The organism is Maritimibacter sp. (assembly GCF_016774595.1).
GTDB classification, from domain to species: Bacteria; Pseudomonadota; Alphaproteobacteria; order Rhodobacterales; family Rhodobacteraceae; genus Maritimibacter; species Maritimibacter alkaliphilus.
The window spans coordinates 539,013-560,544 of record NZ_JACBWT010000002.1; the positions used below are offsets into that span (position 1 = coordinate 539,013).

At 64.5% G+C, this 21,532-nt stretch carries 21 protein-coding genes; 13 read left to right on the forward strand and 8 right to left on the reverse strand.

Annotation, left to right across the window (positions count from 1 at the left end; genetic code table 11):
• Nucleotides 1-119 precede the first annotated feature (119 nt).
• A complete protein-coding gene (locus HOY44_RS13880) occupies nucleotides 120-458 on the reverse strand; it encodes a hypothetical protein (RefSeq protein ID WP_287435393.1) in 339 nt (112 codons plus the stop codon).
• A gap of 158 nt (nucleotides 459-616) precedes the next feature.
• Between HOY44_RS13880 and HOY44_RS13885 the strand changes: the two genes are divergently transcribed.
• From HOY44_RS13885 to HOY44_RS13900, 4 genes are all read left to right on the forward strand, one after another.
• Nucleotides 617-2,023: a 1-acyl-sn-glycerol-3-phosphate acyltransferase gene (locus HOY44_RS13885; RefSeq protein WP_287435395.1), complete on the forward strand. Its 1,407-nt coding sequence runs from the start codon at nucleotides 617-619 to the stop codon at nucleotides 2,021-2,023.
• Between the two features lie 113 nt (nucleotides 2,024-2,136).
• Nucleotides 2,137-3,420: a crotonyl-CoA carboxylase/reductase gene (ccrA, locus tag HOY44_RS13890; protein ID WP_008330711.1), complete on the forward strand. Its 1,284-nt coding sequence runs from the start codon at nucleotides 2,137-2,139 to the stop codon at nucleotides 3,418-3,420.
• Nucleotides 3,421-3,705: 285 nt separating this feature from the next.
• Nucleotides 3,706-3,924: a hypothetical protein gene (locus HOY44_RS13895; protein WP_148912466.1), complete on the forward strand. Its 219-nt coding sequence runs from the start codon at nucleotides 3,706-3,708 to the stop codon at nucleotides 3,922-3,924.
• Nucleotides 3,902-4,579, forward strand: a complete 678-nt coding sequence (locus tag HOY44_RS13900) for a helix-turn-helix transcriptional regulator (RefSeq protein WP_008330707.1) — start codon at nucleotides 3,902-3,904, stop codon at nucleotides 4,577-4,579. The genes HOY44_RS13895 and HOY44_RS13900 overlap by 23 nt, the downstream gene beginning before the upstream one ends.
• Before the next feature lie 145 nt (nucleotides 4,580-4,724).
• Here HOY44_RS13900 and HOY44_RS13905 read toward each other — a convergent pair whose 3' ends face one another.
• Nucleotides 4,725-5,168: a GlcG/HbpS family heme-binding protein gene (locus tag HOY44_RS13905; RefSeq protein WP_287435398.1), complete on the reverse strand. Its 444-nt coding sequence runs from the start codon at nucleotides 5,166-5,168 to the stop codon at nucleotides 4,725-4,727.
• Nucleotides 5,169-5,339: 171 nt separating this feature from the next.
• On the opposite strand from HOY44_RS13905, the gene HOY44_RS13910 reads away from it, so the two are divergent.
• From HOY44_RS13910 to trpA, 4 genes are read left to right on the forward strand one after another with little or no spacing between them, the layout of a single operon-like run.
• Nucleotides 5,340-5,981: an acyl-homoserine-lactone synthase gene (locus HOY44_RS13910; protein WP_287435400.1), complete on the forward strand. Its 642-nt coding sequence runs from the start codon at nucleotides 5,340-5,342 to the stop codon at nucleotides 5,979-5,981.
• A 41-nt stretch (nucleotides 5,982-6,022) separates the two neighbouring features.
• A complete protein-coding gene (locus HOY44_RS13915; RefSeq protein ID WP_287435402.1) occupies nucleotides 6,023-7,552 on the forward strand; it encodes an ATP-dependent DNA helicase in 1,530 nt (509 codons plus the stop codon).
• Complete coding sequence (locus HOY44_RS13920) at nucleotides 7,545-8,273, forward strand: SDR family oxidoreductase (protein WP_287435404.1); 729 nt, start codon at nucleotides 7,545-7,547, stop codon at nucleotides 8,271-8,273. Before HOY44_RS13915 ends, HOY44_RS13920 begins: the two co-directional genes overlap by 8 nt.
• 57 nt (nucleotides 8,274-8,330) lie before the next feature.
• Nucleotides 8,331-9,122, forward strand: coding sequence for a tryptophan synthase subunit alpha (trpA, locus tag HOY44_RS13925; protein WP_287435406.1), 792 nt, complete (start codon nucleotides 8,331-8,333; stop codon nucleotides 9,120-9,122).
• A gap of 3 nt (nucleotides 9,123-9,125) precedes the next feature.
• Here the strand turns inward: trpA and HOY44_RS13930 are convergent, their stop codons facing one another.
• Nucleotides 9,126-10,052 carry an MBL fold metallo-hydrolase gene (locus HOY44_RS13930; RefSeq protein ID WP_287435408.1) on the reverse strand — a complete coding sequence of 309 codons (927 nt, stop codon included), beginning with the start codon at nucleotides 10,050-10,052 and terminating at the stop codon, nucleotides 9,126-9,128.
• Nucleotides 10,053-10,137: 85 nt separating this feature from the next.
• Here HOY44_RS13930 and HOY44_RS13935 point away from each other — a divergent pair, with 85 nt between their 5' ends.
• The gene (locus HOY44_RS13935) at nucleotides 10,138-10,566 is read left to right on the forward strand and encodes a DUF1801 domain-containing protein (RefSeq protein ID WP_287435410.1); all 429 of its coding nucleotides are present in this window, start codon (nucleotides 10,138-10,140) and stop codon (nucleotides 10,564-10,566) included.
• Here HOY44_RS13935 and HOY44_RS13940 read toward each other — a convergent pair whose 3' ends face one another.
• On the reverse strand, nucleotides 10,567-10,965 hold the full coding sequence (locus tag HOY44_RS13940; protein WP_287435412.1) for a metallopeptidase family protein: 399 nt from the start codon (nucleotides 10,963-10,965) through the stop codon (nucleotides 10,567-10,569).
• Nucleotides 10,966-11,060: 95 nt separating this feature from the next.
• Between HOY44_RS13940 and gltX the strand changes: the two genes are divergently transcribed.
• From gltX to HOY44_RS13955, 3 genes are all read left to right on the forward strand, one after another.
• Nucleotides 11,061-12,386: a glutamate--tRNA ligase gene (gltX, locus tag HOY44_RS13945; protein WP_287435414.1), complete on the forward strand. Its 1,326-nt coding sequence runs from the start codon at nucleotides 11,061-11,063 to the stop codon at nucleotides 12,384-12,386.
• Nucleotides 12,387-12,474: 88 nt separating this feature from the next.
• Nucleotides 12,475-13,341 carry a DUF305 domain-containing protein gene (locus HOY44_RS13950; RefSeq protein WP_287435416.1) on the forward strand — a complete coding sequence of 289 codons (867 nt, stop codon included), beginning with the start codon at nucleotides 12,475-12,477 and terminating at the stop codon, nucleotides 13,339-13,341.
• Nucleotides 13,342-13,359: 18 nt separating this feature from the next.
• On the forward strand, nucleotides 13,360-14,121 hold the full coding sequence (locus HOY44_RS13955; RefSeq protein WP_287435418.1) for a MauE/DoxX family redox-associated membrane protein: 762 nt from the start codon (nucleotides 13,360-13,362) through the stop codon (nucleotides 14,119-14,121).
• Between the two features lie 90 nt (nucleotides 14,122-14,211).
• On the opposite strand, the gene trpS is transcribed toward HOY44_RS13955, so the two are convergent.
• The gene (trpS, locus tag HOY44_RS13960; protein ID WP_008330689.1) at nucleotides 14,212-15,231 is read right to left on the reverse strand and encodes a tryptophan--tRNA ligase; all 1,020 of its coding nucleotides are present in this window, start codon (nucleotides 15,229-15,231) and stop codon (nucleotides 14,212-14,214) included.
• Between the two features lie 72 nt (nucleotides 15,232-15,303).
• Between trpS and HOY44_RS13965 the strand changes: the two genes are divergently transcribed.
• Nucleotides 15,304-15,996 carry a rhomboid family intramembrane serine protease gene (locus HOY44_RS13965; RefSeq protein ID WP_138423634.1) on the forward strand — a complete coding sequence of 231 codons (693 nt, stop codon included), beginning with the start codon at nucleotides 15,304-15,306 and terminating at the stop codon, nucleotides 15,994-15,996.
• On the opposite strand, the gene murJ is transcribed toward HOY44_RS13965, so the two are convergent.
• From murJ to HOY44_RS13980, 3 genes are read right to left on the reverse strand one after another with little or no spacing between them, the layout of a single operon-like run.
• Nucleotides 15,993-17,534: a murein biosynthesis integral membrane protein MurJ gene (gene murJ / locus HOY44_RS13970; protein WP_287435421.1), complete on the reverse strand. Its 1,542-nt coding sequence runs from the start codon at nucleotides 17,532-17,534 to the stop codon at nucleotides 15,993-15,995. The two genes, HOY44_RS13965 and murJ, sit on opposite strands and share 4 nt — an antisense overlap.
• Nucleotides 17,534-20,317 carry a [protein-PII] uridylyltransferase gene (locus HOY44_RS13975; protein ID WP_008330686.1) on the reverse strand — a complete coding sequence of 928 codons (2,784 nt, stop codon included), beginning with the start codon at nucleotides 20,315-20,317 and terminating at the stop codon, nucleotides 17,534-17,536. The genes murJ and HOY44_RS13975 overlap by 1 nt, the downstream gene beginning before the upstream one ends.
• The gene (locus HOY44_RS13980; protein ID WP_040884635.1) at nucleotides 20,304-21,482 is read right to left on the reverse strand and encodes a penicillin-binding protein activator; all 1,179 of its coding nucleotides are present in this window, start codon (nucleotides 21,480-21,482) and stop codon (nucleotides 20,304-20,306) included. Before HOY44_RS13980 ends, HOY44_RS13975 begins: the two co-directional genes overlap by 14 nt.
• Nucleotides 21,483-21,532: the final 50 nt, after the last annotated feature.

Below are 21,532 nucleotides of genomic sequence, written 5' to 3' on the forward strand. Positions count from 1 at the left end.
GCATATCGGTCGGCATCGGTGACTCGTCCTTCATGTTGCAGTGCAGCAAATATCGCAAAGCAACAATATTTCGCAAGCCCCGATTTTCGGGTCACATTCGTGCGCGGTCTGTGGCGGCCTTACGGGTTGAACGTGAAGGTCGACAACTCGCACACGTTGTTGCCGAAGCTCTCGACCTCGTCACCGTCGTCGAACACCGCCTTGAAGTCGAAGATGCAGTAGCCCGAGCCGTCGTCGATGTTGACGACGACGTTGTAGCCGGAATACAGCACCTTGCCGCCGAAGATGTTTTCTTCCCAACTCCGGGCATCGCGGTGCGACGCGTAGAAGCGCACCATCGTGTAGCCGGTGTTGTTGACGATGGTCACGCGGCGGTCCAGCGCGGCCGCCGGCAGGGTTGCGGCGGCGACGGTCGCGGCGGCGACGGCGCCCGTGAGGATGGTTCTGATTGCGTTCATGGATATGGCCCCCTTCCATGTGTGTGTCCCGACTAACTCAGGATAAGCCCTGATTTGACTTTGCGTCACCCCCTAAAGGAGGGGGTTGGATGATGGCCCACTCACCCGATGGCGCGATTTTGGTTGTTCCGGGCCGGTCCTGACGGCAAAACGGAAACATGAACCGCACGGTGGAACTGCCCCTTTGGGCCCTGATCCTCATTCTCGCCTTCGCGGCCGTGACCTTTGCGTCCCATTTCCTGTTTCCGTCGGTGCGCTGGTTCTTTCGTCGCCGGATGGAACGCGCGGTCGCGCGGCTGAACCAGCGGCTCACGCGCCCCATCGAACCGTTCAAGATCGCGCGGCGCTACGACATGATCCAGCGGCTGATCTACGACCCCGAAGTGTCCAAGGCGATCCAGCAACACGCCCGCGACGAAGGCGTGCCGGAGCAGGTCGGCTTCGAACTCGCCCGCCGTTATGCGCGCGAGATCGTGCCACGGTTCTCGGCTTTCCTGTATTTCGGCTTCGCGATCCGCCTGTCGCGGTTCATTTCGCGGGCCTTCTACCGGGTGCGGATCGACCAACTGGACGCCGAGGTGATTGAAAGCATCCCGCAGGATGCCACGGCGGTCTTCGTGATGAACCATCGGTCGAACATGGATTACGTGCTCGTCACGTGGCTGGCCGGCAAACGCAGCCACCTGTCCTATGCCGTCGGGGAATGGGCGCGGGTCTGGCCGCTGGGCCCGCTGATCCGGGCGATGGGGGCGTATTTCATCCGGCGCAAAAGCCGCAATGCGCTGTATCGTAAGGTGCTCGCCCAATACATCCGCATGTCGACGGAAAGCGGCACGACGCAGGGCATGTTTCCCGAGGGCGGCCTGAGCCTGACCGGCGCCGTGGGGGAGCCGAAGCTAGGTCTTATCTCCTACATCCTCGAAGGGTTCGAGCCGGGGCAAAGCCGGGATGTCGTCTTCGTCCCCGTCGCGATCAACTATGACCGGGTGATGGAGGATCGGGTGCTGCTCGCCGCCGGGCAGACCGGGGTGCGCAAGTTCCGTCTGCGCGCCTTCGATGTCGTCCGCCACGTGGTCGCCCACCTGTTCCTGCGCTTCACAGGCCGGTTCCGCCGGTTCGGTTACGCAAGCGTCAGTGTGGGCGAGCCGCTGTCGCTGTCGGAATTCCTTCACGACCACCCGATGCTGGGCGAGCGCACGACAATGCAGCTTGCACGGCGGATCATGGCGCGCATCCGCGCCGTGGTGCCGGTGCTGCCGGTCCCGGTCGTGGCGGCGGTCTTTACGCAGGAAGACGGGCTGACCCGCGCCGAGGTGGCGGAACGGTTCAACCGCATGGTGCGCGACATGCGGGAACGGGGGGCGCAGATCCACATGCCCCGCGCGCTCGACATCGACCCGGTGGAGCAGGGGGTCGAACTGCTGCTGGTCCGCCGGGTGCTGGTCGAAGAGGGCGGCAGGCTGACGGTCAACCCGGACGAGCGGGCCGTCGTCGAATACTACGCGCATTCCATCGCGCATCTGAGCCCCGGCCTTGCGCAGGCAGACGAATTCGACGCGACATAAAATTACAAAATGTGCTTAAGTAGGGTTGCATTGTTACCTAGCCACCCGTAATGCTGCATCAGCAACCGCGATTCTGCGTCGCGGCAATCTGTTGTTTGAGCAAGGAGGCCCCCATGGCACTCGACGACGCCCCGGCCATCGCCGCTTATGAAGCGCCGGAAAAAGACCTCTACGAAATCGGGGAAATCCCGCCGATGGGCTACGTGCCCAAGAAAATGTACGCTTGGGCGATCCGTCGCGAGCGTCACGGTGAGCCCGACAAGTCGTTTCAGGTCGAAGTGGTGGATACCCCGGTTCTGGACAGTCACGAGGTTCTCGTCCTCGTCATGGCCGCAGGCGTGAACTACAACGGCGTCTGGGCCGGTCTCGGCGTGCCGATCTCGCCCTTCGACGTGCATGGCGCGGACTTCCACATCGCGGGCTCCGACGCGTCCGGGATCGTCTGGGCGGTGGGCGACAAGGTCACGCGCTGGAAGGTGGGCGACGAGGTCGTGATCCACTGCAACCAGGACGACGGCGACGACGAGGAGTGCAACGGCGGCGACCCGATGTTCTCGGACAGCCAGCGCATCTGGGGCTATGAGACCCCGGACGGCTCCTTCGCGCAGTTCACCAACGTGCAGGCCCAGCAGCTCATGCCGCGTCCCAAGCATCTGACTTGGGAGGAAAGCGCCTGCTACACGCTGACGCTCGCCACCGCCTACCGGATGCTCTTCGGCCACCACCCGCATGAACTGAAGCCCGGCCAGAACGTGCTGGTCTGGGGCGCCTCTGGCGGTCTGGGGTCGTTCGCGATCCAGCTTATCAACACCGCGGGCGCCAATGCGATCGGCGTCATCTCGGAAGAGGACAAGCGCGACTTCGTCATGGGTTTGGGCGCCAAGGGCGTCATCAACCGCAAGGACTTCAACTGCTGGGGCCAGCTTCCCACGGTGAACACGCCGGAATACAAGGAATGGTTCGGCGAGGTCCGCAAGTTTGGCAAGGCGATTTGGGACATCACCGGCAAGGGTGTGAACGTCGACATGGTGTTCGAACACCCCGGCGAAGCCACGTTCCCGGTCTCGACCTTCGTCGTGAAGAAGGGCGGCATGGTCGTGATCTGCGCCGGCACCACCGGCTATAACCTCACGATGGACGCGCGCTATGTCTGGATGCACCAGAAGCGCATCCAGGGCTCGCACTTCGCCCACCTCAAACAGGCGGCCGCGGCCAACGCGCTCATGGTCGAGCGTCGGATCGACCCCTGCATGTCCGAGGTCTTTCCGTGGGACGAGATCCCGGCGGCCCACATGAAGATGCGCCGCAACGAGCACAAGCCGGGCAACATGGCGGTTCTGGTGCAGTCGCCCAAGACCGGCCTGCGCACGCTCGAAGACGTGCTCGACGCGAAATAATCCCTGCCCAATGGCATACTTCGCGCGCGGCCTCCGGGTCGCGCGCTTTTTCATGCGCCGTGGCGGGAAACGGCGGTCCGACGGCCTGCCGGACCCCGGCTGCCGGACCATGGGCGAAGCGTCCCGACCTGCCGAATCAGTCACCCAAAGATGCATCATCGACCCATTTTCAATGACTTACTTGGCCGTCCCTCGCCGGAAATGGGGAGGGTAAAGACGCGAATTTCAATGGAATGTTCATCATTTTAAGGTTGAATGGCACTCAACTCAAACGGGAGCCTTTACATGCAACACGAATGGCTCATTGATGTATTGGCGGACCTGAAAGCGTTCGCCGATGCAAAGGGGATGGGTGCCTCGGCCGAGGCGCTGGACGATGCGAGCCTGATCGTATTGGCCGAACTGAACTCCCTCGCGCGGGCCGATGCAGCAGCGGCTGTGGGGGAGCATGAAGGCCAGACTGGAAGCGTTACTTTCCTTTTTGAAGGACGCCGACTCGCTTGAGGCGTTCCAAGCCGCGACCGAACAGGTCTGCGACATCTACGGCGTTCTTCACTGCGTCTATCACTGGGTGAACTCGGACGGCGAACGGTTCGGGGCCGGGACATATTCGTCGGTCTGGGTCGATCGCTATCTCGAGATGGACTATCTGCGCATGGACCCGGTGATCTTCGGGTGTTTCCAGCGGTTCACCCCGGCCAACTGGAAAGACCTCGACTGGACGACCAAGGCCGCGCGCGCGATGCTGGATGATGCGCTGAAACACGGGCTTGGCAATCAGGGCTATTCCATTCCGCTTCACGGCCCGCAGGGGCAGTTCGCGCTGTTCACGCTCAACCATCAGGCCGAGGATGACGACTGGGCCGCGTTCATCGACATCAACGGGCGCGACCTGATCGTGTTGGCGCATGAATTCAACCGGCGCGCGCTGGAATTCGAAGGCGCGGAAGGGATCGCCTCGCCCAGCCTCAGCCCCCGCGAACTGGCCGCGATCCGCTGTCTTGCGCGCGGATTGTCCCGGGCGCAGGCCGCGGCGGAACTGGGTATTTCCGAGCACACGCTCCGGGTCTACATCGAGAGCGCCCGCCACAAACTCGGCGCGCTCAACACGACCCACGCGGTCGCGCGCGCCTTGTCGACGGGCATCATAATCGTCTGAGTTCGCCCATTGTGCGGGCTGGTGCCCGCGCAGCAATTGCGCCGCCCCGGTTGACGCCAGGGCGTCGCGGTGGTGACGCGCCGGTGGCGCGTCCGGAGGGCCAGCCCTCCGGACCTCCCGAAGTATTTGTGAAACAGAGAAGGGGTCAGGACTTGGCGGCGGTGAGCCCGGCGGCTTCGATGCCGGCGATGGCGGCGGCGTTGTCCTTGTCGCCCGTGTCGCCCGAAATGCCGACCGCGCCGACGACCCTGTCGCCCTCGACGATGAGCGCCCCGCCGGGTTGCGCGGCGAAATCACCCTTGGCGGCGACCGAGATCGCGGCGGCGAAGCCCGGATTGTCCTTGAACATCGCGAAGAGGTCGGCGGACGGCACGCCCATCCCCGCCGCGCCCGCGCCCTTGGCGTGCGCCACGGCGAGGCGCGTGCCACCAGCCCCGTCCTGCCGCTTGGACAGCACGACGTTTCCGCCGGCATCGAAGACAACGAGCGCCAAAGGGGCCAGCGCGTTTTGCGCGGCATAGGCGAAGGCGCCGTCCGCGATGGCATCGGCCTGGGCGAGGGTGAGCGACGAGGGGACGTGATAGGGCATGACCGTTCCTTTCCTGAGCTGGGCGCAGAGTGAGGCAACGACGCCCGAAAGGGAAGCGGCGCGCGCTGGGGTAACGGATCGGCAACCACCGGCGCACGCTTGGGTGAGAGGTCGTTTACCGAACTTGACCAGATTGGACCGCAGCAGAGACGGACATTCGGGAGATTTCAGATGCTGCGCTACCTTTACGCCGCCGACCTTCAACGCTTTCCGCGCCTCGCGCAGTCGATGTTCACCGACCGCGCCGAACAATTCGCGCGACGCCTCGGGTGGGAGGTCGCGGTCGATGCGGCGGGCGAGGAGCGGGATCAATACGACGCACTGAACCCGCTCTATGTGATCTGGGAACGGCCGGACGGGTTGCATGGCGGATCGATGCGCTTCCTGCCCACCACGGGGCGGACGATGGTGAACGAGCATTTCTCGCACCTGAACGACGGTCACCCGATCACCTCGCCTTTCATCTGGGAGTGCACGCGATTCTGCCTGTCGCCCGATGCCGACAGGCGTGCTGCGCCCGCTTTGGCACTGGGCGCGGGTGAGCTTATGGCGCATCTGAAACTTCAGCATTACGTGGGCGTCTTCGATACCCGGATGGAACGGATTTACCGCCTGATGGGTCTCGTGCCCGAGGTTCTGGGACGCTCCGGCGAAGGGCGCGACGCCATCGGTGTGGGGCTTTGGTCGATGGACGAGACCGCTTTCGCGCCGACCCTCGCCCGGGTCGGGGTGGACCGGGCCACTTCGGTCGGCTGGTTACGCTACGCCCTGTCGCTCGGCGGCACGACACCCGCGCTCGCGCAGGCGGTCTGAACCGGCTGGCGCCGGGGGGACACGCGGGATAGGGTCGGCGCATGGCTCTTCCCGCGCTCCAACTGTCCGACGATCAGGCCGAAGCTCACGACCGTGTCGCAGAGCTTCTGCGGTCTGCGGGCGTCGATATCGACGAGGGGCACCTGACGCCGCTGTCCGAGGGGAAATCCCGCGTCATGGCGGTGATCGGCAAGGCGGGATCGGGCAAGACTCTGTTGCTCGCCCAGCTTTACGAGGCGCTGGAGGAGGCCGGGGTCGAGGTCGTTTCGGGCGACTGGGAGGGGCGCAAGCGCAAGGACAAGCGCACGCTTGCGATCCTCGCACCCACGAACAAGGCGGCGAGCGTACTGCGCCGCCGCGGCGTGCCCGCGACGACGATTCACCGCATCCTCTACACCCCGGTTTACGACCCCGAATACGAACGCATCGCGGAATGGCTGGCGGGGCAGGCCGAGCGGCCCGAGATCGAGGGGCTGACGGATGCCGCACTCGACCGGGCGTTCGCGTTTTACCAGACCCAGAAATCCATCCCCGGCGCGCTGGCGGCGGCGGGGCTGCGCGGGTCGGATTTCATCACCGGGTGGAAACGGCGCGAAGATCCGCTCGACATCGGGTTCATCGACGAATCCTCGATGCTGGACGAAAAGCAGTTCGAGGATCTGAAAGAGATTTTCCCGACGCTGGTTCTGTTCGGCGATCCCGCACAGTTGGCGCCGGTCGGTCAGTCGGGCGAGATGGTGTTCGACCGGATGCCCAAGCCCGCCGTGATGGCTTTGAGCCGTGTGCACCGTCAGGATGGCGACAACCCGATCCTCGATCTGGCCCATGCGCTGGGCGATCCGGAGGTCGATTTCCACCAGTTCGAACGGTTGGTGCAGGACGCGGCCCAAAGGGACGAGCGCGTCATCATCGCGCCGCGCGTGGACGCCGACATGATGGCGCGGTCGCCGGTGCTGGTGTGGCGCAACAAGACGCGCATACGGCTGATCCATGCCTTCCGCGCCGCCCACGGTGCGCCGGGGGATCGGCTGATGCCCGGCGAGCCGCTGATCTGCGATGGGATCGAACTGCCGCTGAAGCACCGCAAGAAACGCATCGACCTCGAAGCACGCGGGCTTATCAAAGGCGCTCAGGTTGTGTTCCGGGGCGAAGGCAAGAAACCGGGGTTCAGCCGTGTGCATGTGGTGGGGGCGGAAGACCCGAATATCTCGGTCGCCTCCATCGTGAAGATCGAGCAGCTCGAAGAAGAGGAACCGTTCATTCCCTACGCGGCCAGCATGGGGGCGGCGTTCCTGCATGGCGCGGCGGTGACGATCCACAAGGCGCAGGGCTCGCAGTGGCGCGACGTGCAGGTGTTCGGGCCGGACCTGTCGGCGGCGGCCTATATGGGGCGGACCGAGGCGGGGATTCCGCTGTGGAAACGCCTTGCCTATGTGGCGATCACGCGGGCGGAGGAGCGGCTCTTTTGGTGCAACCGCTATGCGCTGGCGCGTCCGGTCGGGGCGCTGGGCATCGCGGACCTGCCCGAACCAGTGGCGCGGCTGACATTGGAGGCTGAGAGCGATGGGTAGCATTCTAATTACGGGCGCCTCGGGCGGCATCGGGCGCGCCTGTGCCGAGCGGTTTCTGGGCGCGGACTGGACCGTCGGCCTGATGGCGCGGCGGGCCGACAAGCTCGAAGAGATCGCGGCGGTGCATGAAAATGCCGTGGTCCTCCCCTGTGACGTGGGCGACGCGGCGGCGGTCGAAACGGCGTTCGCGCAATTCGCCGACAAAGCGGGGCGTCTCGACGTTCTGTTCAACAACGCGGGCATCTTCACGCCTGCCGCCCCCATCGACGAAATCTCGCTAGACGACTGGCATCGGGCGCGGTCGGTGAACCTCGACGGGATGTTCTATTGCGCGCGCGCGGCTTTCGCGCAGATGCGCCGCCAGTCGCCGCAAGGCGGGCGGATCATCAACAACGGGTCGATCTCGGCCCACAGCCCGCGCGAAGGCTCTGCCACCTACACGACGACCAAGCACGCGATCACGGGGCTGACCAAGACCATCAGCCTCGACGGGCGGCCCTTCGATATCGCCTGCGGGCAGATCGACATCGGGAACGCGCGGACCGAGTTGCTCGACGGGATCATCGAAAAGGCGAAAGCGGCGGGAGAAGCGCCGCCGCCGTCGATGGACGTGGGCCTTGTCGCGGATGCCGTGATGAACATGGCGACGCTGCCGGGTGAGGCGAACGTGCAATTCATGACCATCATGGCGACCAAGATGCCCTATATCGGGCGCGGTTGAGGTTGATTTTCCGCCGCCGTTGCAGCAATCACGGCGGGACGGAAAAAGGGACCGACCATGACTCGCATCGACGACAAATTCGCCGCACTTCGCGCCGAGGGCAAGAAAGCCTTCGTCGCCTACCTCATGGCGGGCGACCCGGACGCGGCGACGTCGATGGAGGTGATGAAGGGCTTGCCGCGCGCGGGTGTCGACATCATCGAGCTGGGCGTGCCGTTCACCGACCCGATGGCCGATGGTCCGACGATCCAGCTTGCCGGTCAGCGCGCGCTCGAAGGCGGCATGACGCTGCAAAAGACGCTCGACATGGCCGCCGAGTTCCGCAAGGGCGACGACACCACACCCATCGTGCTGATGGGCTATTACAACCCGATCTACAATCGCGGCGTCGCACGGTTTCTGGAAGACGCAAAGGCCGCCGGGGTCGACGGGCTGATCGTCGTGGACCTGCCGCCGGAAGAGGATGACGAGCTTTGCATTCCGGCGCAGAAGGCCGGGCTGAACTTCATCCGCCTCGCCACGCCGACGACCGACGACAAGCGCCTGCCCAAGGTGCTGACCAACACCTCGGGTTTCGTCTACTACGTGTCGATCACCGGGATCACCGGGTCGGCCGAAGCCGAGGCGGCGGACGTCGGGCCAGAGGTCGCGCGCATCAAGGCGCAGACCAATCTGCCGATCATCGTGGGCTTCGGGATCAAGACGCCGGAACGCTCGGAAGCCATCGCCAAGGTGGCGGATGGCTCGGTCGTCGGCTCGGCGATCGTGGACCTGATCGGCAAGGGCAAGCCCGTGGCCGAAGTGCTCGACTTCGTGAAAGGGCTGGCCGACGGCGCACACCGCGCCTGACCGTCACCCGAGAAGCTGGTAGCTTTCGGGAACGTAATGGAAGCGGCCGTCCTTGAGGCGGTCGACATAGCCGACCGAAGGCCAAGGCATGTGATATCCGATGAAGGGTATCTTGTCCGATGCCAACATTTCCAGCACCGCCCTGCGGGTCTTGGCCGCCTGTTCCTTGTCTTCGTCCAACCTCATCTCCCAGTCCGGGTAGGCCAGCGACCAGACATGGTGGCACGCGAAATCGGCGGCGAGCAAAAGGTGCTCGCCCGTGCTTCCCACCATGAACATCATGTGGCCGAGGGTGTGGCCGAAGGCTTCGATCGCGGTGATGCCGGGCACGACCGTATCGCCCTCGGCGACGAATTCGATCTCGGGCTTCAGGGGCAGGATCGTGCGGTCGAACACGTCGGACCCGGTATCGTCCCAGGCATCGAACTCCATGCTCCCACAGACATAGCGCGCGTTCGGGAAGGTCACCGAATTCGGGCCATGCAGCCCGCCGATATGGTCGATATGCATGTGGGTCAGGACGACGACGTCGATATCCTCGACGAAATATCCCGCCGTCTCCAACGCGCGGACGGTGCCCGCTGGTTTCGGCCCCGTGTCGAACAGGACCAGCGCCTCGCCCGTGTTCACCAGCGTCGGGGTAAAGAACGTCTGCGCCCAGTGTGCCGGAATCCGCGCGGCATCCGAAGCGGCGGCGAAGGCCTCGTCCGAGATATTGCGCCCGAAGGTGTCGTGCGGTGCATCGTTCTTTTCGTGCCCGGCCATGAGGGTCACGACATCGAAATTGCCGATCTTGAACCGCTTGAAGCCGGTCATGCCCGGCATCATCAGATCGGCCTTCGCCAGTGCCGGGCCGGAAGCGAGCGACAGGCCCGCCGCGCCCAGCAGCATCCCGCGCCGTGTCAGCGTGGGGGTTGATTTTCGTAGCATAGTCGTCTCCCGTCAGACGAGGGTCGGGTGACCCATGGGAGGATAACGCGCGATCCGCGGGCGTTCACGGCAAAGTGAGGGGACGATGACCGAGAACAAGACGAAGCCGACGTCCGAAGCGGTGATGGATTTCCTCTATCAAGCCGAACCGCAGCGCAGGCGCGAAGACGCCTTGGTCCTCGACACCATCTTCCGCGACGTGACGGGGTGGAGCCCGCAGATGTGGGGGCCGTCCATCGTCGGCTACGGGTCGTATCACTACAAATACGACAGCGGGCGCGAAGGCGATATGTGCGCCACGGGCTTCAGCCCGCGCAAGGCGAACCTCGTCCTCTACATCATGCCGGGGTATCAGGATTACGGCGCTCTGCTCGACCGTCTCGGCAAGCACAAGCTGGGCAAATCCTGCCTTTACCTGAACAAGCTCGCCGACGTGGACGAAGGGGTGCTGCGTGAGATCATCCGAACCGGGCTGGACGATCTGGCGAAGAAATACCCGGTCGAGCCGAGCTGATTATTCCCACCAGCGGTCGATTGAGGCGATGTCGTCGTCCGACCATCCGAAATGATGCGCCAGCTCATGCACCATGACATGCGCCACCAGCGCCCCGATTTCCACATCGCCCCTGTCCACCCATTCATCCAGAATGGGGCGGCGGAACAACCAGATCACGTCCGGCCCGCCGGGCTGATCGAAGACCGATTTCTCGGTCAGGGGAATGCCTTCGTAAAGTCCCGTCAACTCGAACGGGCTGTCGATGTCGAGCGAGGCGAGCATGTCGTCCGAAGGAAAATCCTCGACCCGGATCGCAACGCCGCGCGCAGGGCCGCGAAACGCCTCCGGCAACGCCTCGACCGTGTCGTGGGCGATGGTCTCGATCTCTTCCAGCGTAGGGGGCAATCCGTCCGTCATGGCACCTACATGGGGCAGGGCGCCGCCCGCGTCCAGCGCGAGTGCATGGACAAACCCCGCCGCTTGTGAAAAAGGGCAGGGCCAAGGAGACACCCATGACAACGACCCGTTTCGCGCCCTCTCCCACGGGCTATATCCACGTCGGAAACCTTCGCACCGCGCTTTTCAACTACCTGATCGCGCGCAAGGCCGGCGGCACGTTCATCCTGCGTCTCGACGACACCGACCCTGAGCGGTCCAAACAGGAATACGCGGATGCGATCATGGAGGATCTGGAATGGCTGGGTCTGACATGGGACCGGGTCGAGCGTCAGTCGGACCGGCTCGACCGCTACAACGCCGCCGCCGACGAGTTGCGCGAAAAGGGTCGCTTCTATGAGGCGTTCGAGACGCCGACCGAACTGGACCTCAAGCGCAAGAAACAACTGAACATGGGCAAGCCCCCGGTCTACGACCGTTCCGCGCTGGCGCTGTCGGATGACGAGAAAGCCGCCCTGCGCGCCGAGCGCGGCGATGGCGTGTGGCGCTTCAAGCTGGATCACGAGCGCATCGAATGGACCGATGGTATCCTTGGCGACATCTCGATCGACGCGGCGTCGGTGTCCGACCCGGTGCTGATCCGGGCGGATGGTCAGTTTCTTTACACGATGGCAAGCGTCTGCGACGACATCGACTTCGGCATCACCCATGTCGTGCGCGGTTCGGACCACGTGACCAACACCGCGACGCAGATCCAGATCATTCAGGCGCTGGCCGGTAACGTCCCTTCCTTCGCCCACCATTCGCTCCTGACCGGCCCGCAGGGCGAGGCGCTGTCGAAACGCTTGGGCACCCTTTCCTTGCGCGATCTGCGCGCCGCCGGGATCGAGCCGATGGCGCTGATCTCGCTCATGGCGCGTCTCGGCTCGTCGCAGCCCGTCGAATTGCGGTCGAGCATCGACGAGGTGGTCGAGGGCTTCGACCTGTCGAGCTTCGGCGCGGCGCCCACCAAGTTCGACGAGCGTGACCTGATGCCGCTCACCGCGCATATCAACGCCGCCAAGCCGTTCGATGTGGTGGCGGACGACATCCGCGCCCTCGGCGTGCCCGACGACCTCGCCCCCCGGTTCTGGGAGGTGGCGCGTGAGAACATCACGACCCTCAAGGATCTCGAAGGCTGGTGGACCCTCTGCCGCGACGGGGCCGAGCCGCTGATCGACGACGAGGACCGTGAGATGATCGCGACCGCCATGCCGCTCCTCCCCGCGCCGCCCTATGACGAAACGACATGGAAGACGTGGACAGATGCGGTGAAAGAGGCGACCGGGCGCAAGGGCAAGGGCCTGTTCATGCCGCTGCGCAAGGCGGTCACCGGCATGACCCACGGCCCTGATATGTCGAACCTCATGCCGCTGCTGCAAAACGTGCGCGCCAAGGGCTGAGGCCCGGTCGGAACCTTCCAGCGCTGGAAGGACGTTGAACCCCTGAAACGGCCTCGGTGACGCGGGCTGTCGGAAAGGGGGTAAACCAATGTCATACTGGCGTTTTTTCGCGATGATCGCGACATCGACGGTGGTGATGTTCGGGCTGATGTACCTGAACACCTACCTGATCGGCCACGTTTTCTTCTCGGAAACCCGCACCTACATGGCGGTGCTGATGGGGGCCACGATGGCCATCGTCATGCTCGCGTTCATGTTGGGCATGTACCCGAGCAAGGTCGCGAACGCCGCGATCTTCGCGGGGTCCGTGGTGGTCTTCGCGCTCATGCTGTTTCTCGTGCGCAGTCAGGTCACGGTGGGCGATCTGTCCTACATGCGTGCCATGATCCCGCACCATTCCATCGCGATCATGACCTCGAACCGGGCGAATTTCTCTGACCCACGGGTGCAGTCGCTGGCGGATGACATCTCCTACGCCCAGAACAAGGAGATTGCCGAGATGCGCTACCTGATCGACGATATTTCGGCCAATGGCGACACGACCGGCGCTGAAAACGCGCCCGAAGCCGACGTCGTATCGCTGTCCGACGCGCTCGCCTCGCCGATGATCCGCACGCTGGACGCGCAGCCGCTGACCGAAGCCGACATTGCGGCGGGCCTGCCGGGGGGCGCCGATTGTTCCTTCGCGTTCACCACCGACAGTCCGCCCGCGCTCGCCTTGGGCGAGGGCGAAGATGGGCCCGTGGCCCTTCTGAAGATCAGCGACGACCTCGTCGTTCTGCGCGAAGACGGCGATGGCAGGTTCACGACCGAAGGCGCGACCGTCGCGCTTACCGCGCCGGGCGGCGACACCCCTGCACGCGCGGGCGAGGATCTGACCGAAGCCACGATGAAACTGACACTCCACGCAGGGCTGAACGCCGGCTACCGCGGCTGGTTCGCCTGTGCCGGGTAAGCCGGAAAGGAGGGCGCGATGCCCAAAGACACCAAGACCAGAACCGCGACGCTCTATCGCATGGTCATGCCGGAGCATACCTGCCCCTTCGGCCTGAAATCCAAGGACCTGCTGGAGCGCGAAGGCTACGAGGTCGAAGACCACTATCTTGAAACCCGCGAAGAAACCGACGCCTTCATGGAAAAGCACGGCGTCGAGACCACGCCGCAGACTTGGATCGGGGGCCAGCGGATCGGCGGCTACGACGAGCTTCGCGAATACTTCGACAAACCCGTGAAGGACGAGGACGAGACCAGCTACCAGCCCGTGATCGCGATTTTCTCGGTCGCGGCGCTCATGGCGCTGGGCCTGAGCTGGTTCACGTTCGAGACGATCCTCACCCTGCGCGCCTTCGAATGGTTCATCGCGATTTCGATGTGCTTCCTCGCCGTGCAGAAATTGCAGGACGTGGAAAGCTTCTCGACCATGTTCCTGAACTACGACCTGCTCGCCAAACGCTGGGTGCGCTACGGCTATCTCTACCCGTTCGGCGAGGCGCTGGCGGGCATCCTGATGGTCGCGGGCGCGCTTACATTCATCTCGGCCCCCGTCGCCATCTTCATCGGTGCGATCGGCGCGGTTTCGGTCATCAAGGCAGTCTATGTCGAGAAACGCGAACTCAAATGCGCCTGCGTGGGCGGGTCGTCCAACGTGCCGCTGGGCTTCGTCTCGCTCACCGAGAACGTGATGATGCTGGGCATGGGCCTTTGGATGGGCGCGAAAGCTCTTTGGGGCCTCTGACCCGCGCGCCTCTTCTTCGTTTCAAAAAACCTCGGGGGTGCGGGGGCAGAGCCCCCGCATGGGTCGCGGCAGCTTGCTGCCGCGAAACCCTTAGCGCACGAACCCCATGATCTCGTAGGTCTTCTTGAGGATCGGTTCGGCCAGTGCCGACGCCCGCTCGGCCCCGCGCGCCATGATCGCGTCCAACTCGTCGGGCGCATCCAGTAGCCGCCGCATCTCGTCCGACACCGGGGCCAGCTTCGCGACCGCAAGGTCGGCCAGCGCCGGTTTGAACTTGCCCCAGCCTTCGCCGCCGAACTCGGCCAGCACGGCCTCGGCGGTGGTGTCGGACAGGCCCGCGTAGATATCGACGAGGTTCTTGGCTTCGGGCCGATCTTTCAATCCTGCAACTTCCGAGGGCAAAGCCTCCGGATCAGTCCGCGCTTTCTTGAACTTCTTCGATATCGTGTCGGCGTCGTCGAGCATGTTGATCCGCTCCATGTCGCTCTCGCCGGACTTCGACATTTTCTTCGACCCGTCGCGCAGGTTCATCACGCGCATCGCGGGGCCTTCCGTGACCGGCTCGGTCAGTGGAAAGAAATCCACGCCGTAGTCGTGGTTGAACTTGGCGGCAATATCCCGCGTCAGCTCGACGTGCTGCTTCTGATCCTCGCCCACCGGAACGTGCGTCGCGTGGTAGAGCAGAATGTCGGCGGCCATCAGCGCCGGATAGGCGTACAGCCCCAGCGACACCTTCTCGGCGTTCTTGCCCGCCTTGTCCTTGAACTGGGTCATCCGGTTCATCCAGCCCACGCGGGCGACGCAGGAGAACAGCCACCCAAGCTCGACATGGGCCGGAACGCGCGCCTGATTGAACAGGACCGACCGCTCCGGGTCGATGCCGCTCGCGATCATCGAGGCCGCGACTTCGCGGGTCGCGCGGGTCAGGTCCGCCGGGTCTTGCCAGACGGTGATGGCGTGCATGTCCACGACGCAGAAGATCGTCTCATAGGTCGGATCTTCCTGCATTTCGACCCAGCGCTTGATCGCACCCAGGTAGTTGCCGAGGGTCAGGCCGCCCGACGGCTTGATCCCGGAAAACACGCGCGGGGGAAAGGTCTGGTCCGACATGGCGAACTCCGTCTGGATTTCTCTGCCCGGCTCGCTTACCTACGCCTGACAACCCCGTCAAGGAAGCCGCACATGACGTTCCAGCCCAATTCGACCCGGCCCGTGAATCCGCTGCCCCCGGTGGTGGTCGCGCTGGCCGCCGCAATCGCGATCGTCGAGCTGATCTTCGCGGCCACCAGTTCGGGCTTCGTCGGTGGGCCCGAGGCGACCGGCCTGCGCCTGACGATGATCGAGGATTACGGCTTCTACGAGCCGCTTCTGGCGTGGATGTGGGAAAACCAGACGATCCGCCTGCAATACCTTCTGCGCTTCGTGACCTATCCCTTCCTGCAAGGCGCGTTCACCCAAGCGGTGTTCGTCATCGTCTTCATCCTCGCGTTGGGCAAGATGGTGGCCGAACGCATGGGTCAGTGGAAAGTGCTGGTGATCTTCATGGGCGCGTCCATTATTGGCGCGCTGGTCTATGGCATCGTCTGGGATACGCGGGTGCCGCTTTATGGCGGCTATCCTGGGGCCTATTCGCTGGTCGGGGCTTTCACCCTGATCTTGTACACCCGGCTGGGCGAAACCGGCGGGCGGCAGATACAGGCTTTCGCTCTGATCGGCGCATTGCTCGCGATCCAGTTCATCTTCGGCGTGTTCTTCGGGGCGGGCACCGGATGGGTGGCCGAGGTGGCTGGGTTCATCTCGGGCTTCTTCCTCGCCGCGCTGCTGTTCCCCGGCTCGTGGGACAAGATCGTGGAACGCATCCGCCGCCGCGCCTAACCGCGCCGCATCATCGCCTTCAGGTCCGAAAGCCGCACCGCACCGAACAGGCGTCCGGCGACAAAATAAGTCACCGTGCCCGATGCGATCAGGATCAAAAGCGCGAGCACCTTCAGCCCCGGCGTGCCGAACATCGGGCCGAGCACGATGACCGCCCCGGCAAGTTCCGCGCCCATCACGGCCGAGGCCGCGAGGATGCCCCAGAGCTTGCGCCAGAACCGCTTGTCGAAGCGCGTGCTTTCACCCATGCGGGCGGTGCCGATCCACAGGCCGATGGTCATGGCCCAGCCAGCAAGCGTCGTCCCGATCGCGGCGGCGATGTAGCCGATCACGGGGGCGAGGCCGATGGCCAAAGCCGCGTTCACGACCAGCGACACGAGCGCGAAGTAGAACGGGGTCTTGGTGTTGCCTCGCGCGAAATAGACGGGCTGAAGCACTTTTTGCAGGACGAAGGCGGGCAGGCCCAATCCATAGACCGCCACCGCGAAGGCCGTGCTCGCGCTGTCATCCGCGGTGAAGGCCCCACGCTCGAACAGGACCGTCACGAGGGGCAGGGGGATCACCACCAGCGCCACCGCCGAAGGGATCGTCAGGAGCAGCGCGATCTCGCCCGCGCGCGACAGCGACCAGCGGCTCGCCCCCTCGTCCCCGGCTTGCAGACGGCGCGACAATTCGGGCAGCAGCACGACGCCGATCCCGATGCCGACGATACCGAGCGGAAGCTGATACAGCCGATCCGCGTAGTTCAGCCACGCAATCGCGCCGTCGAAGAAAGACGAAACCTGACGCCCGACGAGCAGGTTCACTTGCACGACGCCTTGGGCGAGCGCGGCGGGGCCGGCGATGATCGCCAGCCGTTTCAACTCCGGCGTCATTTTGGGAATGCGCGGGAACAGGCGGTATCCGGCGCGCGCCGCCGCGAACCAGACCAGCGCCAGTTGAGCCACACCTGCGATCGGCACGGCCCAGGACAGCGTCAGGCCGATGTCGTAGCCCGCATAGGACGCGACGATGATCGCGGTGATGAAGGTCACGTTCAAAAGCAGGGGCGCGGCGGCTGCGGCGGCGAACCGCCCCACGGCGTTCAGCAGCCCCGACAACAGGGCCGCGAGCGATATGAAGAAGATGTAGGGGAACGCGATCCGCCCATACATCGTCGCCAGAGGCAGCCGTTCATCCTCGGCGAAGCCCGAGGCCATGAGCAGCACCAGCGCGGGCATGAAGATCTGCGCGATCACCGTCAGGACCAAGAGGATCGTCGCCAGACCCGTCAGCGCGTCGCGTGCGAATTCCATCGCGCCTTCGCCTGCCTCGACCTTTTTCGAGAACATCGGGATGAAGGCGGTGTTGAAGGCACCTTCGGCGAAGAACCGGCGGAACATGTTGGGCAGGGAAAAGGCGATGAAGAACGCCTCGGCCATGGGGCCGGCCCCCAGCGCACCGGCGATGGCGACGTCACGGACGAAGCCCAGAACGCGGCTCGCCGCCGTCCAGCCGCCCACCGTCAGGAACCCGCGCAGAAGCCGGATGGACGCCATTACTGGTCGGCCCTCTCGGCGCCCTTGACGATGGCTTCTCGCAGTTTTTTCTCAAGGGATTTCATCTTCGCATCCGAGAAGAATTTAAGGCCGAACATATCCTTGACGTAGAACGTATCCACGACCTGTTCGCCATAGGTCGCGATGACCGCGCTCGCGATATAGACGTGGTTGTCGGCCAGCGTGCGCGTCAGGTCGTAAAGCAGGCCGGGGCGGTCGCGGGTATCGACCTCGATCATCGTGTAGATGTCGGACCCGTCGTTGTCGAAGGTGATGTTGGTCGGGACCGTGAACGCCTTTTCGCGCTTCTTCATCTTGTCGCGCGACTTCATCGCGTCGCGGGCGATCACCTTGCCCGACAACGTCTTGTGGATCATGTCCTCGAGCCGCTTGAGCTTGATGTCCTCGAACGGGTGGCCGTCATGGTCCTGCACCCAGAACACCGCCGTCGCCCAGCCGTCTTTCGTCGTATAGGTCCGCGCATCCACCACGTTCGCGCCCACCAGCGCCAGCGCGCCCGCGAGGCGCGAGAAGATGCCGGGGTGGTCGGCCAGCACGAAGGCCGCGCGGGTCGCATCCCGGTCATGGTCCTGCGTCAGCCCGATGCGGATTTCATCCGCGCCCAGCCCGTTCAGCAAGTTGGCGAACACGACGTGCTCGGCATTGCCCAGACCCTGCCAATAGGTGTCGTAGTGGCGCCCGGTCTCGACCCGCAGATCCTTGCGCTCCCAGTCCGCCAGCGCCTCGCGCAGGGCCTTCTTGGCCTCGTTGGTGCGCGCCGTGGTGTTCAGCGCCTCGATGCCCTCGTCCAGCGCCTGAGCGGTCTGGCGATAGAGATCACGCAGGAGCGCGGCCTTCCAGTTGTTCCACGTGCCCGGACCGACGCCGCGGATGTCGCAGGCGGTCAGGACAAGCAAGAGGTCCAGCCGTTTCTTGTTCGACACGGCCTTGGCGAAGCCCCGGATCGTGCGCGGGTCCGACAGGTCACGTTTCTGGGCCACGTCGGACATGAGCAGGTGATAGCGCACCAGCCATTCCACCGTCTCGACCTCGGGCTTGGTCAGCCCCAGCCGCGTCGCCACCTTGCGCGCGATCCGGGCGCCGAGGATCGAATGATCTTCTTCCCGGCCCTTGCCGATGTCATGGCAGAAAAGCGCGACATACAGCACCTTGCGGTTCACGCCCTCTTTCAGGATGCGCGAGGCATAGGGCAATTCCTCAAGTCGTTCGCCCCGTTCGATCTCGGCCAGCGCCGAAATGACCTGAATGGTGTGCTCGTCCACGGTGTAGCTGTGATACATGTTGAACTGCATCATCGCGACGATGGGCTCGAACTCGGGCACGAAGGCCGACAGTACGCCCAGCTCGTTCATGCGTCGCAACGCACGCTCCGGGTTCCCGTGTTTGAGCAGCAGGTCGAGGAAGATGCGCGATGCCTCGCGGTCGTCGCGCATGTCGTCGTCGATCAGATCCAGATGCGCCGTCACGACGCGCATCGCGTCGGGGTGAATGAGAACGCCGGTCCGCAACCCTTCCTCGAAAATTCTGAGCAGGTTCAGCTTGTCCGAGAGAAAGGCCGCCTCATCCTCGAACGTCAGCCGCCCGTTCTCGATCTTGTAGCCGGGCTTGACCTTCTTGCGCCGCTTGAACAGGCCGACCAGCATCGGCTCTTTCTTGAGGTGCTCGTTTTCCAGCCCGGTCAGGAAAATGCGGGTCAGTTCCCCCACCTGCGTGGCGTGCAGGAAATAGTCCTGCATGAAATGTTCGACGGCCTGCCGCCCGCCCTTGTCGACATAGCCCATCCGCTCGGCCACCTCGAGTTGCAGGTCGAAGGTCAATTGGTCCATCGCGCGGCCCGCGATCAGATGCAGGTGACAACGCACGGCCCAGAGGAAATTGTTGGCCTCGGCGAAATTCGCGTATTCCTCGTCCGTGAACATGCCCACGTCGCGCAGTTCACGGGCGCGCACGACACGGTGCAGGTATTTCGCGACCCAGATCAGCGTCTGAAGGTCGCGCAGCCCCCCTTTGCCCTCTTTCACGTTCGGCTCGACGACATACCGTTGGCCGCCCTGTTTCTTGTGCCGCTGCGTGCGCTCTTCCAGCTTGGCCTCGATGAACTCCGGCGCCGTCCCGTCGAACAGATCGTCGAAAAGCCGGGCCGCCAACTCCTGAGCGAGGTCGAAGTCACCGTCGACATAACGCACCTCGAGCATGGCGGTGCGGATCGTGAAATCCTCTTTGCCAAGGCGGAGGCAGTCCTTGATCGTGCGGGAGCTGTGCCCGACCTTCAGATGCAGGTCCCACAGCATGTAGAGCATCGACTCGATCACGCTCTCGGCCCATCCGGTGATCTTGTAGGGCGTCAGGAACAGCAGATCGACGTCGGAATAGGGCGCCATCTCAAACCGCCCGTAACCGCCGACGGCCAGAACGGCCATCTTCTGCGACGCGGTCGGGTTCGGCTGGGGGTGCAGGCGCTTCACGGCCACACGGAACACGGTCTGCACGAGGCAGTCGGTCAGCCAGGCGTAGCTTTGCACCGCCTCGCGCGCGGCGCGCGGTTTGGCGAGGAACTGCGCCTTGATGAGGTTGCGACCGTGAGTTTGTGCGGCATTGAGCGCGGCGACCGTCGCCTTGCGAATGGCCGCCGCATCGGGCGCTTCGTCCGCCGCCCGCTCGATCTCGGCTTCGACCGCGACGCGGTCGAAGATGTCGTTTGCGGGGGCGATCAGCCCGTCTGGAGCGTCGTTGACCGCTTCGAGCAGATCAGAATCCGGCACCGGAGAAGCTTTTCGGAGCGGGGTCGATCACGACCACTTGCTGATTCTGGATCTGAGCGATGGCGAGACCGCGTTCGTTGGTGCCGTCGCCGCGCAGCCGGAACACGCCGTTCACACCGACGAAGCCCTGGCTCTGCGTCAGGGCCGAGCCGGACAGGGCATCGGCCTTGCCGGCCTTCACGAGAGCGCCGATGGCGGCGATCCCGTCATAGGCGAGACCCGCGATCGGGTGCGGCTGGGCGCCGTAAGCGGCCTGATACCGCTGGGTGAAGCGGCCCGAAAGATCGGGGTCCGGCAGCGCGAACCAGCCACCCTGAACGCCCGACAGCGTCAGCGCGGTGGCGGGAATGTCCCAACGCTGCATCCCCATGAACTGAACGGCGGGCGGGTTCACCCCGTTTTCGCGCAGAAGCGAGCTTGCGAACGGCAGGGCCCCGTCGGTGCCCGAAGTCAGGAAGACCGAGGTCGCGCCGGAGGATTTGACCTGCGACGAGATCGCCGGGATCGCCTGCACGACGCCGTTCTGGCTCAACTCGAACCCTGCGGTGCCGGCCTGGCTGGCGCCGGGCGTGGACGCGATGGCCTGAAGGATCGCGTCACGGGCGAGGTTTTCCGCCGGGCTCTGGCCATAGACGACCATGATGTTCCCGCGGTTCTGGCGCGCGGCATAGCTCACCATGCGCTTGGCGGTGTTCTCGAACGTGTTGCCGAGGATGAAGACGTTGCCGCCCGCGACGCTCGGGTTGTTGGAAAAGGCCAGCACGTTCACGCCGCGTGCCGCAGCGGCGACGCCGGCGGCGGCCGCGTTTTCCGCGTAGACCGGCCCGAGGATCACCTTGGCGCCGTCCGCGATGGCGGCTTGCGCCTGGCTCGACGCCGTGCCCGCGTTGCCTGCGGTGTTGTAGACGCGCAGGTCGATGGTGACACCGTCCAACTCGCTCATTGCGAGGCGCGCGGCATTCTCGAGCGACGAGGCAAGCGCATTGTCGGTCGCATTGGCGGACCCGCCGGGGACCAGCAAGGCCACCGGAACGGGTTGCGACGTGTCGATTCGCGGCCCGCCGGAATTCGACATGGTGGCCCCACAGGCCGACAGAATGAGGGTCGCGACAAGTGCGACCGTGAGGGCCGACAGCTTGCGGGCGCGGTCCAAAACAGCAAACATGGGGGGTATCCTTCTCCCGCTTATTTCGTGCGATCGTGTCCGATCCTGCG

Excerpts from the sequence above, each read along its gene's own strand:
- HOY44_RS13880 (WP_287435393.1), bottom strand. The coding sequence starts at position 458 with ATGAACGCAATCAGAACCATCCTCACGGGCGCCGTCGCCGCCGCGACC.
- HOY44_RS13885 (WP_287435395.1), top strand. The coding sequence starts at position 617 with ATGAACCGCACGGTGGAACTGCCCCTTTGGGCCCTGATCCTCATTCTC.
- ccrA (WP_008330711.1), top strand. The coding sequence starts at position 2,137 with ATGGCACTCGACGACGCCCCGGCCATCGCCGCTTATGAAGCGCCGGAA.
- HOY44_RS13895 (WP_148912466.1), top strand. The coding sequence starts at position 3,706 with ATGCAACACGAATGGCTCATTGATGTATTGGCGGACCTGAAAGCGTTC.
- HOY44_RS13905 (WP_287435398.1), bottom strand. The coding sequence starts at position 5,168 with ATGCCCTATCACGTCCCCTCGTCGCTCACCCTCGCCCAGGCCGATGCC.
- HOY44_RS13910 (WP_287435400.1), top strand. The coding sequence starts at position 5,340 with ATGCTGCGCTACCTTTACGCCGCCGACCTTCAACGCTTTCCGCGCCTC.
- HOY44_RS13915 (WP_287435402.1), top strand. The coding sequence starts at position 6,023 with ATGGCTCTTCCCGCGCTCCAACTGTCCGACGATCAGGCCGAAGCTCAC.
- HOY44_RS13920 (WP_287435404.1), top strand. The coding sequence starts at position 7,545 with ATGGGTAGCATTCTAATTACGGGCGCCTCGGGCGGCATCGGGCGCGCC.
- trpA (WP_287435406.1), top strand. The coding sequence starts at position 8,331 with ATGACTCGCATCGACGACAAATTCGCCGCACTTCGCGCCGAGGGCAAG.
- HOY44_RS13930 (WP_287435408.1), bottom strand. The coding sequence starts at position 10,052 with ATGCTACGAAAATCAACCCCCACGCTGACACGGCGCGGGATGCTGCTG.
- HOY44_RS13935 (WP_287435410.1), top strand. The coding sequence starts at position 10,138 with ATGACCGAGAACAAGACGAAGCCGACGTCCGAAGCGGTGATGGATTTC.
- HOY44_RS13940 (WP_287435412.1), bottom strand. The coding sequence starts at position 10,965 with ATGACGGACGGATTGCCCCCTACGCTGGAAGAGATCGAGACCATCGCC.
- gltX (WP_287435414.1), top strand. The coding sequence starts at position 11,061 with ATGACAACGACCCGTTTCGCGCCCTCTCCCACGGGCTATATCCACGTC.
- HOY44_RS13950 (WP_287435416.1), top strand. The coding sequence starts at position 12,475 with ATGTCATACTGGCGTTTTTTCGCGATGATCGCGACATCGACGGTGGTG.
- HOY44_RS13955 (WP_287435418.1), top strand. The coding sequence starts at position 13,360 with ATGCCCAAAGACACCAAGACCAGAACCGCGACGCTCTATCGCATGGTC.
- trpS (WP_008330689.1), bottom strand. The coding sequence starts at position 15,231 with ATGTCGGACCAGACCTTTCCCCCGCGCGTGTTTTCCGGGATCAAGCCG.
- HOY44_RS13965 (WP_138423634.1), top strand. The coding sequence starts at position 15,304 with ATGACGTTCCAGCCCAATTCGACCCGGCCCGTGAATCCGCTGCCCCCG.
- murJ (WP_287435421.1), bottom strand. The coding sequence starts at position 17,534 with ATGGCGTCCATCCGGCTTCTGCGCGGGTTCCTGACGGTGGGCGGCTGG.
- HOY44_RS13980 (WP_040884635.1), bottom strand. The coding sequence starts at position 21,482 with ATGTTTGCTGTTTTGGACCGCGCCCGCAAGCTGTCGGCCCTCACGGTC.